Genomic DNA, 14,636 nt, shown 5'->3' on the forward strand with positions numbered 1-14,636 from the left:
TCGCCAGAGCCAGCAATGGGCCAGCTGCGACAACACAACCGCTATGGCTACGATGGCTGTGCACAACAACAGTGTTGATTGCCAAGGCTCAAAGCCTTATGAAAACCGCAAACCTGCAACAATCACGCGGTGCGCAGTCTTTTCGCGCCCCTTCAAATAGAGCGTCGAGATCACAATGACCCTTTACATGGATTACCTGGCTGAGATCAAAAGCAGACAACCGCAAGGTCTTGATCCGAAGCCGATCGATGATGGCGGGCTCGTTGCGGAAATCATTGCTCTGATCGAAGATACCGAAAACCCGCTGCGCGCCGACGCCCTGAAATTCTTCATTTACAATACGCTACCCGGAACCACGGCCGCAGCCGCGGTCAAGGCAGCGTTTCTCAAACAGATCATTCAGGGTGAAAAGAACGTTGCGGAGATTTCTCCGGACTTCGCGCTTGAACTGCTCTCCCACATGAAGGGCGGCCCATCGATCCGAGTGCTGCTCGACATCACTCTGGGCGATGATGCCGTCCTGGCCGTCAAGGCGGGCGAAGTCCTCAAGACGCAGGTCTTTCTCTACGACGCCGACATGTTCCGCTTGCGCGACGCCTTCCAAGCCGGCAACGCCATTGCAAAAGACGTCCTTGAGAGCTACGCGAAGGCCGAGTTCTTCACCAAGCTCCCCGAAGTGGATGACGAGATCAAGGTGGTGACATTCATCGCTGCCGAGGGTGATATTTCCACCGATCTGCTTTCGCCGGGTAACCAGGCCCATTCGCGCTCGGATCGTCAGCTGCACGGCCAATGCATGATCACGCCCGAAGCACAGCAGGAAATCGTTGCGCTCCAGAAGCAGCACCCTGACAAGCGGGTGATGATGATCGCCGAAAAGGGAACCATGGGCGTCGGCTCGTCGCGTATGTCCGGCGTCAACAATGTCGCCCTTTGGACCGGCAAACAGGCAAGCCCCTATGTGCCCTTTGTCAATTTTGCCCCAATCGTCGCCGGAACCAACGGTATTTCGCCGATTTTCGCGACCACCGTCGATGTGACCGGCGGTATCGGTATCAATCTGAAAAACTGGACCAAGAAGACCGGTGACGATGGAAAGCCGATCCTCAATAATGACGGCAATCCGATCCTCGAACAGCAATTCTCGGTCGAAACCGGAACGGTGCTGAAGATAAATGTCAAGAACAAGCAGCTCTGTGACGAGCAAGGCAATGTTCTGGTGGATGTCGCCTCGGCCTTCACACCGCAAAAAATGGAGTTCATGAAAGCAGGCAGTTCCTACGCGATCGTGTTTGGCAAGAAACTGCAGACATTTGCTGCCCAGACCCTTGGCGTCGAAGTCACTCCGGTATTTGCTGCCAACAAGGAAATCACGGTTGAAGGTCAGGGCCTGACCGCCGTTGAAAAAATCTTCAATCGCAATGCTGTCGGTGTAACCCCAGGCAAGGTTCTGCACGCTGGCTCCGACGTCCGCGTCAAGGTCAATATTGTCGGCTCGCAGGACACAACCGGCCTGATGACCGCTCAGGAACTCGAAGCCATGGCAGCGACGGTGATCTCGCCTTTAGTGGATGGCGCCTACCAGTCGGGCTGCCACACGGCTTCGGTCTGGGACAAGAAAGCCCAGGCCAATATCCCCAAGCTGATGAGTTTCATGAATAATTTCGGGCTCATCACCGCCCGTGATCCTAAAGGCGTCTATCATTCCATGACCGACGTCATCCATAAGGTGCTCAACGATATTACCGTCGATGACTGGGCGATTATCATTGGCGGCGACAGCCATACCCGCATGTCGAAAGGCGTGGCCTTTGGCGCGGATTCGGGCACGGTCGCTCTGGCGCTGGCAACCGGCGAAGCCACGATGCCAATCCCGCAATCTGTCAAGGTGACGTTCAAGGGCAGTATGCAGCCGCATATGGACTTCCGTGACGTCGTGCACGCAACCCAGGCGCAGATGCTCAAGCAATGCGGTGACAACGTCTTCCAGGGCCGGATCATCGAAGTCCATATTGGCACATTGCTTGCCGACCAGGCTTTCACCTTCACCGACTGGACAGCTGAAATGAAGGCCAAGGCATCGATCTGCATCTCCGAGGACGAGACGCTGATCCAGTCACTCGAGATCGCCAAGTCCCGCATTCAGATCATGATCGAAAAAGGCATGGAAAACGCCGCCGGAACGCTGCGTGGCCTGATCGCCAAGGCGGATGCGCGCATTGCCGAAATCCGTTCAGGCGAAAAACCTGCCCTGGCTCCCGATGCCAATGCACATTATTTCGCTGAGGTGGTCGTCGATCTCGATCTGATCGATGAACCGATGATCGCCGATCCCGACGTCAACAATGCCGATGTCTCCAAACGCTATACCCATGATACCATTCGTCCGGTATCCTATTACGGCGGCACCAAAAAGGTTGATCTTGGCTTTGTCGGTTCGTGCATGGTGCATAAGGGCGATATGAAGATCGTCGCGCAAATGCTCAAGAACATTGAGAAAAACGAAGGCAAGGTGTCGTTCAAGGCCCCGCTTGTCGTCGCCGCACCGACCTACAACATCATCGACGAACTCAAAGCAGAGGGCGACTGGGAAATCCTCCAGCGCTATTCTGGCTTCGAATTTGACGACTTGATGCCAAAAAATGCCGCGCGCACCGAATATGAAAATATTCTCTATCTTGAGCGTCCAGGCTGCAATCTCTGTATGGGCAATCAGGAAAAGGCTGAGAAGGGGGATACCGTTCTTGCGACCTCAACCCGCCTGTTTCAGGGCCGCGTCGTTGAAGATTCTGCCGAAAAGAAGGGCGAGTCTCTGCTTGCTTCGACCCCGGTCGTGGTGCTCTCGGCCATTCTCGGTCGAACCCCAAGTGCCGAGGAATATAAGGCAGCAGTCGAAGGCATCGATCTGACAAAGTTCGCGCCGCCAAAAACCACTCCGCTCGACGCCCTTTCGGTTCACTACTAAGCGCGCCGCACCATCACAGCGCCCTCATCACGCCTCGCCCGATCCTTGCTGATCGGGCGAGGCGAAACCTTGCGATGACGCTTTTGCTTTCAAGCCAGTTGCTGCGCAAAAAATCTGCGCTCCGGATCCCGGATTGACATGCGGCTTGCTTTTACCGCCTCGCCCGCTCTGCCGCCAGCTTTCTCCAATCGCAGGATAAAACCTTCGTTCAAGCCCTTTCAACGACCATGATCAAGCGGCACCCGACCGCTGAAAATGCGAAGCGATCGACCCGCTTGCGCAAACCACAAAGGGTTCCACGTCGCAACTGCGCCATGCCGCAGCGCGCAAGCGAGCCCTCCTGCCATCGCACCGGATCTGCGGCTGTTTTTAAACGGTCCCAACCTCACCTTCTTTTCGACACGCCCGCGGTTCTCCATTGCCACCCGGACCATCATCCCGCGCTCATGGGCAAGAAGCAGCTACGCAATTTTGTGTCGCATCCAGGTCACTTTTGAGAAAAAGTAAAAAGCTCCGCCTGCAATGCATTGCAGTTTATTGCCGGATCAGTATAGGTAGGCCTTTGATCAATGCCGTGCGCGCGACAATGGCAAAGGAGCAATGACGGTCCTGCAGTCCCCCCGCTTCGCGCGCCTGGAGGAGTGTTTATGAGAGAAAATCCCAGCCGCGCCAATATCCAGCCAGGCCCATGCCACCATGGATAAAAGTTCTTCTGCGAGCCGGCAAACCATCCTGCCCTTACCAGCGATCGATCTCAACAATGTGCAGATCTCCTTCGCCCTCGCCAATGGCCAGCGCTTCGACGCAGTCGCGGAAAGCAATCTGCAGGTTGCCGATCATGAGTTTGTCGCCATTGTCGGACCGACCGGCTGTGGCAAGTCAACCTTGCTCAATGCCGTTGCAGGTCTGCTGGTGCCGGCCAGTGGCCGCGTCGAAATCGAAGGCCAGCCGCTGCGCGGTCTTAATCGCAAGGCCGGCTATCTGTTTCAGCAAGACGCACTGATGCCATGGAAAACCGTGCTCGAAAATGTGGCGATCGGCCTCGAAGTTGCCGGGACGGCAAAGGCCGATGCGCGCGCTAAGGCCGAGCAATGGTTAACCAAGGTCGGACTTGCGAATTTCGGGGATCGCTATCCGCACATGTTGTCCGGCGGCCAGCGCAAACGCGTTGGCTTGGCGCAGGTGCTGATCCGCAATCCCAAATATCTGCTGATGGATGAACCCTTCGGACCGCTCGATGCGCAAACCCGCGTCATCATGGGCGATCTTCTGCTGGATCTGTGGTCGCAGGACAAGAAGGCGGTGATGTTTGTCACCCATGATCTTGAGGAAGCCATCGCGCTGGCCGATCGGGTCGTCATCATGTCGGCCGGTCCGCGTGCCCGCATCATGGCCGAATATAGGATCCCGCTCGAGCGCCCGCGCGAAATCTCGGAAATTCGCCTGCTCGACGCGTTCCATGACATCCATCGCGAAATCTGGAACGCTCTGAAGGACGAAGTGCTTAAAGCCTATCAGCAGACAAGCGGAGCAAGAGCATGAAAAAGCCGGCATTATTCCTGGCTCAGCTGAGCGTTGCGGTCATTCTGCTGCTGGTCTGGCACGTGTTTACCGCAACCCATCTGTTGGGTAACCCTGCAAAAAGCCAGTTCTTCTTTTCAACGCCCGTCGATGTCGCCGCGCGCATCTATAAATGGTTTGTCGAAGGCACCATCTGGTATCATCTCGGCATCACCTTGCTTGAAGCGATGCTGGCATTTTTTATCGGTTCAGCCGGTGGTGTGCTGATTGGCTTCTGGTTCGCCCGCAAACCGGTGCTGGCTGCCATCTTTGACCCCTATGTGAAGGCTGCCAATTCCCTGCCACGCGTGGTTCTTGCACCTATTTTTGCGCTGTGGCTCGGCCTTGGCATCTGGTCGAAGGTCGCGCTTGGCGTATCACTGGTATTCTTCATCGTGTTCTTCAATGTCTATCAGGGCGTCAAGGAAGTGAACCAGACCGTCTTGTCGAACGCGCGCATGCTCGGCATGAATGAACGTCAGCTGTTGCGCAATGTCTATTTGCCCTCCGCGCTGTCCTGGATGTTCTCCAGCCTGCACACAGCCGTTGGATTTGCAGTGGTCGGTGCGGTGGTCGGTGAATATCTCGGCTCCTCGGCAGGTCTGGGCTACCTTATTCATCAGGCTGAAGGCGTGTTCGATGTCACCGGCGTCTTTGCCGGCATGTTCGTGCTGACGGCTTTTGTGTTGTTGATCGACTGGGTGGTTTCTCTGGTCGAGGAACGATTGCTCATCTGGCGCCCCAAGACCGCCAGCGCGAACGGCGCCTGAGATCGGGCGCTTCAACATATTTTAAGGAGGAAGGCCATGAATTTTACCCGCAGAGATCTGTTGCTCGGCGCAGCAGCGATGGGAATAGCCAATCTCGCAGCCCGTCTGCCCGCCTATGCCCAGGACGCATCGGCAACCCCGGAAAAGCCGGAACTGATGTTTGGCGTCGGCGGCAAGCCGCTGTTCTACTACCTGCCGCTGACCATTGCCGAGCGCAAGGGCTTCTTCAAGGAGGAAGGGCTTTCGGTCACCGTCAATGATTTTGGCGGCGGTGCAAAATCACTGCAGGCTCTGATCGGTGGCTCGGTCGATGTGGTTACCGGCGCCTATGAACACACAATTCGCATGCAAAATCGCGGCCAGGATATCAAGGCAATCTGCGAACTTGGCCAGTTTCCCGGCATCTGCATCGCGGTGCGCAAGGACCTCGCCAACGACATCAAAACCATTGCCGACCTCAAAGGACAGAATGTCGGGGTGACCGCACCAGGGTCTTCAACCTCGCTGTTCCTGCAATATGCATTGATCAAGAACGGCCTGGCGGCTGATGACGCGTCAATCATCGGTGTCGGCGGCGGCGCCAGCGCTGTGGCAGCCGTCAAGAAGGGTGAAATCGCCGCCCTGGTGCACCTCGATCCGGTCATCACCCGTCTCGAGGTCGATGGTGATATCTCGATCCTTCTCGACACCCGCACGGAAGCCGGAACCCGCGCCTTGTTCGGCGGCACAAACCCGGCTGCCATCACCTATGTCCAGCAAAGCTTTATCGACGCAAACCCCGTCACCACCCAGCGCGTTGTCAATGCCTTTGTCAAATCACTGAACTGGATTCACCAGGCATCCGCTGATGATGTGGCCGATACGGTGCCGGAAGAATACCTGCTGGGTGACCGCGCCCTCTATAAGACCGGGTTTGAGAAATCGCGCGCCATGTATTCACAAAAAGGCATCATCGCCGCCGATGGTTTTGACAGCATGATGAACATGCTCAAGGCGCTCGATCCCGAACTGGCCAATTCAAAGATCACATTCGCCCAGACCTTTGATCCACGTTTTGCGCAAGCGGCCAAGACGTAACAGAGCTAAAACAGCATCAGCTGTTCCGGCAAGCCTGTGCTGCCGGAACAGCCGAGACCAACCTTGAACGACCTTTGATGGCGACAGACGACAATTCCAGATGAATTGATCAACCCATCGAACCAATTGCTCCGACGCGCGTTTAAAAATCGAAAATGCCGCGTGAAGGAACATCAATTTGACGCAACAAGAAGCAACGCAGAAGCGACAATTGCGACAGTCCCAGCCCTATTGGGAAACAACCCCGAAAATTACACTCACCACGCGACAAAAACCGTCCCGCCGTCACTATGATGTCGTGGTGGTCGGCGCCGGCATCAGTGGCGCGCTGATCGCCCAGGCACTCATGGATGGCAAACGAAAAATCGCCATCTTTGACCGCCGCCGCCCGGTGTTTGGCAGCACAATGGCCAGCACGGCAATGCTGCAGCATGAAATCGATGTTCCCTTGTTCAAGCTCAAGAAGCGTTTATCACCAAACGCCGCCGAGCGTATCTGGCAGCGCTCAGCGGACAGTGTCGACGCCTTGATCAAACTGACAGCCGAGCTGGATATCCATTGCTCGATGCAACGCAAGAAGGCCCTTTATCTAGCCGGCGACGAATACGGCGCACGCGCGCTTGGCCAGGAAGTCGAGGCGCGGCAGGCGATCGGTCTTCATGCTGAATTTCTTGATGCCCATATTTTGAAGGAACGCTTTGCGATCGACCGAACGGCTGCGATCGAAAGCGATATGTCGGCCTCCGCCAATCCCGCCCAGTTGACCGCAGGTTTGTTACGGCACTGCGTGAAAGGTGGAATAGAAATCATTCGTGACATGGAAATCACCGATTTTCTGAGCCTCAATCAGCAGGTCGCTCTCGCCACCGCGCAGGGCGCGGTGATAAGCGCCGGCGCTGTCGTGTTCTGTACCGGCTATCAATTCCTCAAAGCGCTGGCCCATAAAAATCACAAGATCATCTCGACCTGGGCGATCGCCGGCGCAAAGCAACAGCCCACACCCGCCTGGCTGCGCGATTATCTGGTCTGGGAAGCCTCCGATCCCTATCTGTATTTTCGTAATGCGAGCGATGGCAGACTGATCGCCGGTGGCGAGGATGAAGCTTCTGAGACGGCGTTTGAGGATCCACAGAAAGCCGCACAAAAAAGCCAGACAATTGCGCGCAAAATCAGCCGGTTGATCGGCTGTGATGTCGGCAAGCCGGCTTATCAATGGTCGGCCGCCTTTGGCTCAACCCCGACCGGTACGCCGATGATCGGAGCCATTGAAGGCCATCCCAACGTCTATGCCGCCATGGGCTATGGTGGCAATGGCATCACATTCAGCAAGATTGCCGCCGAAATTCTCGCCAAGGCGCTCAATGGCAAGGAAGATCGCGACGCAGCCCTCTTCGCCTTTCGATAGCTGAAGAAAGCGGCGTGCTGCGCGGGTTCATCCCCCAAGCCATAAGCCGACGGAACAATCCGTACGGCGCGCGGTTAACTTTCAAGACCGTCTGCAACCGCCCGGCTTCAAAACCGGACCGCGCTTGTGACGGTGATGATCCACAGATGCAATCGCCTTGAGCAAGGCAAGGATCTGACGCACCGATCTTTCAACTGGAGCAGGAAAACGCATGACATCCAACCACACCGATCCGCTCACCCAGGATGAAGACATCAAGTTTCTGGCTGAAAACTCCGATCTGTCGCCGCTTCAGGCCAAGGCGCTGATCGAAAAATTTGGCCGTGACCGCGAAAAATTGCTTGAAGAGGCCAAGAATTTCAAGGCGGAGAGCTAAGAGGCCGAGGCGTCTTCGTTCTGTGGCTGCCCTTTTCCGCCAGCAGCGAAGACGCGCTGCGATCGCTGCGGCTGGAGCGCGCCAATCCGTAAGGTTTCAAGCGGCTATTTCAGCCTACCGGCGCCCTTTGCGGCAACGCAGATGTCATCTGAGCAATAGCACTCAGCGCTCGTTTGCGCTGATATCCGTGCCGACGTGGCGTAGCCATTTTAAGGCAGTCCGTTCATCCTGATCAAGCTGTGGCGCCACCACACGCAGGCTGGAGGCCGCTTGCACCGTTGCAGCCAGTTGATCCTGCTGCCATTGCTCAAACACCAGTGGATGAATATAGGAACGCCGGCAGACGGCGCGGGTATTACAGAGCCGCTGCGCGATCCTGTCGATTTCCGCATTCAGCGCCCGCTTTGATGCCGCGGCGCTCTCTGGCCGCGGCAAGGCTGACAATCCCTTCACAGCCGAAGCGGTCGCTGCCCAGGTCCGGAAATGCTTTGACGTGAAGTCGGCCTTCGTCACATCGCGAAGATAGTCGTTGATATCCTGCGAGCTGATCGCATGGCGCTGTCCCTCATCATCGAGATATTGAAACAGATGCTGACCGGGGAGTTCCTGCAGCGAGCGGATAATTCTGGCGATCCGTCTGTCGGAAATCTTCAGGTTCCAATCTTTTCCCGATTTGCCCTTGAAGATCAGCCGCAAGCTGGTGCCGTCAGTCTTCAAATGACGGTTGCGCAAGGTCGTCACGCCAAAGCTCTTGTTGGAACGCGCATAATTGGGGCTGCCGACGCGCACAAGCAACCGGTCCATCAGCCAGACAATCGTTGCGATCACTTTTTCACGACAGAACGAGCGCCGCCGCATATCAGCCTCGACCTGCTGGCGCAAACTGCTCAACACGCTCGCAAAATCAGCAAGACTGGAGAATTTCGTCTCTCCCTGCATCGCAGACCATGTAGAATGATAGCGATATTGCTTGCGTCCGCGTTGATCCCTGCCAGTCGCCTGAATATGCCCTTTTGAATGGGCACAGATCCAGACATCCTCCCAGGCGGGCGGAATGGCCAGCGCCTTGATTCGCTCAATGTCCTTCGGCAAGACCTTGCCTGCACCGATCGCTTTGTAACGAAAACCCGCGCCGCAGCGTTGTCTTCGAATGCCGGGTTCGCTGTCGCTGACATAATGCAGCTCGCAGTCCAGAAGCGGCACGGGCTCTGTAGCAGAAGCGTTCAATCGATCAAGCAAATGGCACCTCGCACGGTTAGCGCAGCAGAAACCTGCAGCCATTAACGCAATGCGTCGCTTCAGGTTCCCGATTCAGCCCGGCTGCGGAACCAAGCCCCCATTGAGGCGTTCAACCACGTAACCCGATGTGCAATTCGGCCGGTAACCGGCCAGGACTCGGACCTCAACGCGAAAAGGATAAAGCGGTGCCCAGACCTTTCTGGAAAGGCTACCTCAAACTCTCGCTCGTCACCTGTGCCGTCGAACTGCGACCTGCCACCAGTGAAGCCGAACGCGTGCGCTTCCATACGCTGAACGAGAAAACCGGCAATCGAGTGATCATTCGCTACGTAGACCAGGAGAGCAAAAAGCCTGTGCGCGATCAGGATCAGGCAAAAGGCTTCGAGAAAGCAGAGGGTGACTACATCATTCTGGAGGACGAGGAGCTTGAAGCAGTCGCGCTCGAAAGCACCCGAACCATTGATATCGACAGGTTCGTCCCGCGCGATAGTATCGGTTGGATCTGGTACGACAAACCGCATTTTCTGTCGCCCGCCGATAAGATTGGGGCGGAAGCTTTTGCGGTCATCCGCGAGGCAATGGACAGCGCCGAGGTTTCAGGCCTCGCACGCCTAGTGATGTATCGGCGCGAGCGCGCTGTCTTACTGGAGCCGCGAGACAAGGGCATTGTGCTCTGGACACTCCGCTACGGCGATGAAGTACGCGATGCGAACGACTATTTCAGCAAGGTCGACGCCGACAAGCCCGAAAAGAAAATGCTGACGATGGTGCGCAGTCTCATTCAGCAGCGGACGCAGGACTGGGACGAGGAACTGCTCACAGATCCCGTGCAAAAAAACCTGAAGCGGATGATCGCAGCGAAGAAAAAGAAAAGCAAACCCCGCGCCCAGACAAAGCGCGAGACCAAGGCGCCTCGCGGCGGCAATGTGATCGATATTATGGAAGCCCTGCGTAAAAGTCTCGAGAAGGAGGGGAAGGCATAATCCCCCGATATTTCCAGGCAGGCCTTCAGTTTGTTCACACTTTGAAGGCGCAAAGGCGGAGCGCTGCAGGTCTTTTGTCAGACTGTGTTTCAATAGCATCGGCCTTATAACCAGCCTTACTAAGGCGGCGGAGAAGAGAGCTCTGCCGGTCCACCATAGCACTGGCCGTGCGTTGCAGCTCTCACTCACGTTCCTGGCCGCTCTCACCCAAATCACAAAGGAAAATCTTGTCTGAGAATAACATCACGCGATTGTCCGATGTGCCGACAATAGCGGTCAGCAACAGATAACGGTCGCGAAAGCAAAGGACCGCTAGTCAAGTCACTGGTTGATAAAGGCGCAGCTGGTTGAATCGAGCGCCTCTCTAACTCGCCTTTTTGCTACTACTCTGCTTAGCCGGAGCTTTCTTGCCGCCCGCCTTCGGGCGAGATGATTTTTTGGCAGCTGCCGCCAATCCAGCACTCTTACGCAGTGCTTCCTTGAGATCGATGACCTGCGCTGACTTGGTTTGTGCCGGTTTCTTGAACGGCTTGCCGGCAATTTTGGCCTTTATCAGATCCGCAAGCGCCGCATCATAACGGTCATCAAAGCCCGCCGGATCGAAACGGCCCATCTTGGTATCGATAATATGCTTTGCGAGCTCCAGCATTTCCTCGTCGAACTTGAAACTGCCGATATCCGAGAACGCTTCCTTTGTTGAGCGCACCTCATAATCAAAATTGAGCGTGGTCGCCAGAAGCCCGTCATCATATGCGCGGATCAGCAGCTTGCGGGCGCGCCGAAATAAAACCGCCTCGGCAATTGCGCCGACTTTCTCCAGCTGCATCGCCTCGCGTAACAATGTGAACGCTTCCTGATTGTCGTCGGTCGGTGCGATATAGTAAGGCCGGTCCAGATAAACATCATCAATTGCATCGCAGGCAACAAAGCACAGCACATTCAACGTCTTGTCGCTTTCAGGCACTGCGGCTGCAATCTCATCCTCGCTGAAACTCACATAGGCCCCAGAGGCGACTTCGTAGCCTTTCACCTGATCTTCACGCGCGACCGGCTTGCCGGTATCGCTATCGACAAATTCGCGATTAAGCCGATTGCCGGTCTTCCGATTGACAAGGTGAAACGAAACACGCTCCGAGGTTGAGGCCGCAGTATAAAGCGCGACTGGACATAAAAGCTCGTCGATCTTGATCTGTCCCTTCCAATTCGCCCGCGGTGCCATTGTCACGCTCCATCCTCGTGCGAACTGGCTTTGCCAACCCGTTTCAAGATCTTTTCAAAGGCAAAGCCAAAGCCCAACAACACAGGAAGACCGAGCAATACGATCCAGAACAACAACCATCCCATTGCTTTTCCTCCCTCCTGTTGGAACACGGAACAATTAGATCAAGGCAGAGAGCCCGCGCCTTGCTCATTGCTGAGACAACCCACCGCCTCGACAATGGTTCCCTATATTGGGGTTCCCTAGCAGCGTTGGCGAGCCCTCTCAGCGTTGAAGTTGACTACCGACACTGCAGAGAACTCACGTTCTCCTGGACCGCAACCCGTATGCCCCATGGACCACGCATTGCACTTGGGTGCAGCAGTGCAAGCATTGCGAGCTGCGCCTCCCTCAGGCGGCTTACCGCTTTCGTGCGCTCTTCAAATCATCCCTCGAACCGCTATCGCGATCGCGTGTGGCGCAATCACGCACTTGGAGAGCGTGCGGCGCGGATCAAAACGTCATCGGCGCCACCACGAGCTTTTTCAAGGGAACGAAGGTTCGCGCTGTTCGTTAACAGCCAATTCGCGGCGCATGGAGGCTTTGATGAGAAATATCGACAGGAAAGATCGCTTGATCCTGGCGCTCGCAGCATTGCTACGGGCTGAACGCGAAACCCGTGGCGCTCTGCAAGCAGCACTCCAGAATGACAGCGTCAACGTCGAGACATTGCGCGCTATCCTGTCCGATCCGGTGCCAGTCGTCACCGAAGAGGACATCTTATTTGCCGAGCATTTCGCCCGATCAAGACAACTCCCTCCATTCCATCTCAACAGCAACCAACTGAGGACAACCAAAGAGACTTTCTGATAGATCGAAACCCCTGTTGTCGTTCTCCAAAAATGCGCTAATCTTGCGTCCTTCTTCTGTTTGATATTGTTTCAGGATTTCCGATTGTGGAGTGGACTGTGAGCGGCAACAGAATTCGAGAGGGAGCTAGGCTTGTTGATTGCCAGGCGCGAGAGGAAGCCCTTGCCTCTGCGATAGACACACCGGACTGCCGGAGCCTTCTTCAGACAATGGATTGGTCAAAAAGCCCACTCGGCCCACTGGATACCTGGCCGTCTGCCTTGCGCTGCGCATTGGACCTCGCTCTTCCGTCCGACGCGCAGATTGTCATTTTCTGGGGCCCCGCGTTCATCGCGCTTTACAACGACGCCTATCGTCCGACCATCGGCCAAAAACATCCCGCAGCCTTTGGTCGACCGGCGAAGGAAAACTGGACAGAATTGTGGGATGATCTCGAACCCTTGCTTAAAACCGTGCTTGAAACTGGTAAGACCGTCTCCGCACAGAACCGCCCTTTTCACATTGAGCGTTTCGGCTATCCGGAAACAGTTTATTTTGATATCTCCTATTCGCCGATCAGTGCGTCCGAAAAGGGTGCGTTAGGTGTTCTTTGCATCGTCAATGAAACCACCGCGCGCGTCGTCGCGCAGCAGAAGCTCATCGAAAACCAGCAGCGACTGGAGTTGCTTTTCTCGCAGACCGACGCGGGAATAGCTCTGAGTGATCGCGCGGGCACGATGATCAAGGTCAATCCGCGGCTCTGCGCCCTTTCCGGTCACAGTGAAGAAGCCATGCTGGCTGGCACGCTCGAAGCCATGCTTGATCCTGCAGATCGGGCGGCTTACCGGGCCTCCATCAAAGCGCTGTTCACAAGCGGGGAAAGCTTTGTTCAGCGCTTCACCCTCATCGGGGCCGACGGTCGCCACACGCCCGTCAGCTGCGCTGCAAGCCCGGTACGCGACGGAACGGGCGTTATAACGCACGCGGTCTGGACCATTATCGACATTACCGAGCAACTGCGCGCACAACACCTCGAAAGTCAGTTGGCAGCAATCGTTTCATCTTCCCATGACGCAATTCTAAGCACCGATCTTAACATGTGCATTCTCAGCTGGAATCACGGCGCCGAACGCCTTTATGGCTACAGCGCTGCCGAGGCCATCGGGGGCAAAGTCACCATGCTGCTCCCATCCGACAGATTGCACGAAGAGGTCGAGATCATCGAAAAGATCTCGCATGGTGTGGCGGTCGCCCCCCATGAGACAGTGCGGCTCAACAAGAACGGCACGCGACTGGATGTTCGATTGACCGTATCGCCGGTCCGGGATGGCAGTGGCCGCATTATCGGTGCTTCCAAAAGCGCCCATGATATCAGCGACCAAAAAAAATCCGAGCAGCTGCAACAGGCAATTCTGGGCGAGATGAAACATCGTATCAAGAATGTTCTGGCCACCGTTCAGGCATTGGCGCGTCAGACCTTTCGAAATCCGGCTCATAAAAGCGCCTATCAAACCTTTGAGGCTCGATTGGGCGCCATGGCTCGCACGCATGATCTTCTCACCGCCGATGTCTGGCAGGCAACAGAACTCAATAAGCTGGTCGAAGAAGCGCTGCTGCCCTTCGGTCTCGCTAATTTTTCCATCAAAGGCCCCAAGATCGAGGTTTCTTCACGCGCCGCCATGGCCTTTTCCCTGGGCCTGCATGAACTTGCGACCAATGCCTCGAAATATGGTGCGCTGTCAGTGCCAGGCGGCTCTGTTGAAGTCACATGGTCCCACGATCAAGCGTTGCAGCAGCTCGATTTTATCTGGAACGAAAAAGGCGGCCCCAGCGTCTCAGCCCCCAAAGGCAAGGGTTTCGGCAGCAAACTCATCGAGCGCGTGCTTGCAGGAGAAATCAGCGGTCGCGTCAAACTGACTTATCTCGCGCAAGGTTTGCATTGTCAGCTCAGCACCAAGATCGCAAATCTCAAGCAGCAAGGATAAGTCACACGCATTTTGCGCGACGATACCCAACATCCACCCGTTCAACGTCAACTGCACAGTTTCACAATCTCACCTTGCCATCCAGATTGGAGATGCGCGCTGATTGGGTCTATGCAAGCGCATGGCGCCCATCATTTACGCCCGCGAGCCGATCTTTGTTCAGAAAAAGACTCTGAGGCATGAAACAAAGCCTCGCCTTGAAGGTTCGGTCACTGTGCGCTTGCGAAGA

At 55.9% G+C, this 14,636-nt stretch carries 11 protein-coding genes; 9 read left to right on the forward strand and 2 right to left on the reverse strand.

The annotated features are described in order from the left end of the window. The first annotated feature begins 175 nt into the window (after positions 1-175). From RT142_RS10640 to RT142_RS10665, 6 genes are all read left to right on the forward strand, one after another. Positions 176-2,965 (forward strand): bifunctional aconitate hydratase 2/2-methylisocitrate dehydratase, encoded by a 2,790-nt coding sequence (locus RT142_RS10640; protein ID WP_094544058.1) that lies wholly within the window; start codon positions 176-178, stop codon positions 2,963-2,965. 696 nt (positions 2,966-3,661) lie between these two features. After that, positions 3,662-4,507, forward strand: a complete 846-nt coding sequence (locus tag RT142_RS10645; protein WP_313028557.1) for an ABC transporter ATP-binding protein — start codon at positions 3,662-3,664, stop codon at positions 4,505-4,507. Continuing rightward, entirely contained in the window at positions 4,504-5,295 is a 792-nt protein-coding gene (locus RT142_RS10650; RefSeq protein ID WP_007881184.1) for an ABC transporter permease, read from the forward strand. Before RT142_RS10645 ends, RT142_RS10650 begins: the two co-directional genes overlap by 4 nt. A 36-nt stretch (positions 5,296-5,331) precedes the next feature. Continuing rightward, complete coding sequence (locus tag RT142_RS10655; protein ID WP_113159425.1) at positions 5,332-6,372, forward strand: ABC transporter substrate-binding protein; 1,041 nt, start codon at positions 5,332-5,334, stop codon at positions 6,370-6,372. A 178-nt stretch (positions 6,373-6,550) separates the two neighbouring features. Continuing rightward, entirely contained in the window at positions 6,551-7,777 is a 1,227-nt protein-coding gene (locus RT142_RS10660; RefSeq protein WP_313028560.1) for an FAD-dependent oxidoreductase, read from the forward strand. Positions 7,778-7,988: 211 nt separating this feature from the next. Beyond that, positions 7,989-8,153, forward strand: coding sequence for a hypothetical protein (locus RT142_RS10665; RefSeq protein WP_313028561.1), 165 nt, complete (start codon positions 7,989-7,991; stop codon positions 8,151-8,153). A gap of 162 nt (positions 8,154-8,315) precedes the next feature. Here the strand turns inward: RT142_RS10665 and RT142_RS10670 are convergent, their stop codons facing one another. Further along, positions 8,316-9,392, reverse strand: coding sequence for a DNA topoisomerase IB (locus RT142_RS10670; protein WP_064323129.1), 1,077 nt, complete (start codon positions 9,390-9,392; stop codon positions 8,316-8,318). 185 nt (positions 9,393-9,577) lie between these two features. On the opposite strand from RT142_RS10670, the gene RT142_RS10675 reads away from it, so the two are divergent. Continuing rightward, complete coding sequence (locus tag RT142_RS10675; RefSeq protein WP_094544182.1) at positions 9,578-10,375, forward strand: Ku protein; 798 nt, start codon at positions 9,578-9,580, stop codon at positions 10,373-10,375. Positions 10,376-10,739: 364 nt separating this feature from the next. Here the strand turns inward: RT142_RS10675 and RT142_RS10680 are convergent, their stop codons facing one another. After that, complete coding sequence (locus RT142_RS10680) at positions 10,740-11,594, reverse strand: Ku protein (RefSeq protein WP_313028564.1); 855 nt, start codon at positions 11,592-11,594, stop codon at positions 10,740-10,742. A 585-nt stretch (positions 11,595-12,179) separates the two neighbouring features. Here RT142_RS10680 and RT142_RS10685 point away from each other — a divergent pair. Then, positions 12,180-12,443: a hypothetical protein gene (locus RT142_RS10685; RefSeq protein ID WP_313028566.1), complete on the forward strand. Its 264-nt coding sequence runs from the start codon at positions 12,180-12,182 to the stop codon at positions 12,441-12,443. Between the two features lie 209 nt (positions 12,444-12,652). Then, positions 12,653-14,407 (forward strand): PAS domain S-box protein, encoded by a 1,755-nt coding sequence (locus RT142_RS10690; RefSeq protein ID WP_313028568.1) that lies wholly within the window; start codon positions 12,653-12,655, stop codon positions 14,405-14,407. The last annotated feature ends 229 nt before the right edge of the window (positions 14,408-14,636 follow it).

This window comes from Brucella sp. (assembly GCF_032066345.1).
In the GTDB taxonomy this organism is placed as follows: Bacteria; Pseudomonadota; Alphaproteobacteria; order Rhizobiales; family Rhizobiaceae; genus Brucella; species Brucella pseudogrignonensis.